This window comes from Pseudoalteromonas sp. SR41-8 (genome assembly GCF_014163915.1).
Lineage (GTDB): Bacteria > Pseudomonadota > Gammaproteobacteria > Enterobacterales > Alteromonadaceae > Pseudoalteromonas > Pseudoalteromonas rhizosphaerae.
In genome coordinates, this window is record NZ_JACJEE010000071.1 from 1 (window position 1) to 1,528 (window position 1,528).

Below are 1,528 nucleotides of genomic sequence, written 5' to 3' on the forward strand. Positions count from 1 at the left end.
ACTAAGCTATAGTTGGCTGTTAGATTTTCAATACGACGCGGATCTACACGCGTTTTACTATCTACCCACTGCCAGCTTAATGAGTTTTGCCATTTACCGAGTTGTTGCTCAAGGGCTATTTTGCTATGCAGTGGCATTATTTGATATAACGGCTCATCACTGTCATCACGCTCGCCATGGGTGCTAGTAAGCGCGTGAAGATAAACCATTAACCGCAGAAAAAAGCTCGTTACTAAATTTAATCAAAAAGATAAGCGCGCTAATACTAAATTACACAAAAGTAATAAGCCTGCTTACGCTTCTAAAGCTGAACGTGAAAGATTGGCTTTACTTGTTGAGGGACAACTGATGAAGCGTGAAAGTGAACACGCTTCTCTCGTAAGCCTCTAAAGGTCAATTTGCTGCCAGCTATCGTCTTTGAGTGTATAGATATTGGGTGATATTGCATAAGCAAGCTCAGGGAATTGACTGTAAGTGATTCCTGCTACAGACATTACTGCCTTATTATCACTTTTACTGGCGATAAGTAAAATATTGCGACTAGGTATACCAATAACAACCTCACCAGGAATTTTTTGTTTAAGTAACTTTTTGAATGATGGCGTAAGAATAGCTGTTGCTTCATAATTTTCATCAGCAACTAACATATAAACATCACCATGATCTCCGATGTCTAATTTTTCTATTTTGGCATTAATGGTATTTAAATATTTATCTAAGTTAGCGATTGCTTTACTTCTTAAGTTACGACTTGATATCGCTAAGCTTTGAAAGTCTTGTTGAGTAAGAAAGCGTAAACTATCAGGTGAATCTATTGCATAAAACACCAATAGCTCACCTGTTAACTTTTCATAATAAGGCAGCTGTATTTCGTTCACTCCCGCAGCTGCTAGCTGACTTTTCACTCCATCTAAATAACTTTGTGATTTTATCACTGGGCGTAACTGGCTAATATTAAGTACATCTGATTCATCTAAATTTTGATATTCAACTTGACTGGCGATAAAGTCTGTTAACGCTTCATCCATACTTGCTTGCCCTGAAATATAACGTGCATAGCTATTTGCTAAATAACTCGTTACTTTTAAACCATTTTTAAACTCAATTTCAATGACAAGATTATCTACATGATTGAAGGTTGCTTGCTTGAGTGCCAATTTCGCACGTTCAGTATACTGACGTGTAAATTCTTGCTCCGAAGTGCTAGCGGCAAACCCGGGGATGCTAAATATACTTATTAACACAAATAAAAGAGGGTAAAACTTCATAGCTTAGATCCTTTAACTATTCATTATTTTAAATAAGCTAATAGTATGTTTTAAAAATAACATTAACAATGTTTTTTAGGTACGAAAAAGGCCAAATTATTTGGCCTTTAAAAAACTTAACTAATTTTCTATTTATTAAAATGCGTAGCTGATACCGGCATTAACCGAGCGACCTTGTCCTGCTAATTGGCTGAAGCCTTCGCTCATATCTGTTTTAAAATCAGCAATACTGACTCCGCCTAACGGCTGTTGATAATACT

At 36.4% G+C, this 1,528-nt stretch carries 2 protein-coding genes and 1 pseudogene; 1 reads left to right on the forward strand and 2 read right to left on the reverse strand.

From position 1 onward, the window contains the following. A pseudogene (locus tag H5162_RS21020) lies at nucleotides 1–182 on the reverse strand (hypothetical protein); the annotation flags it as partial. A 25-nt stretch (nucleotides 183–207) separates the two neighbouring features. Here H5162_RS21020 and H5162_RS21025 point away from each other — a divergent pair. Next, complete coding sequence (locus H5162_RS21025) at nucleotides 208–390, forward strand: DUF2986 domain-containing protein (protein WP_145237760.1); 183 nt, start codon at nucleotides 208–210, stop codon at nucleotides 388–390. On the opposite strand, the gene H5162_RS21030 is transcribed toward H5162_RS21025, so the two are convergent. Then, a complete protein-coding gene (locus H5162_RS21030; protein WP_182779442.1) occupies nucleotides 387–1,268 on the reverse strand; it encodes a DUF1444 family protein in 882 nt (293 codons plus the stop codon). The two genes, H5162_RS21025 and H5162_RS21030, sit on opposite strands and share 4 nt — an antisense overlap. Between the last annotated feature and the right edge of the window lie 260 nt (nucleotides 1,269–1,528).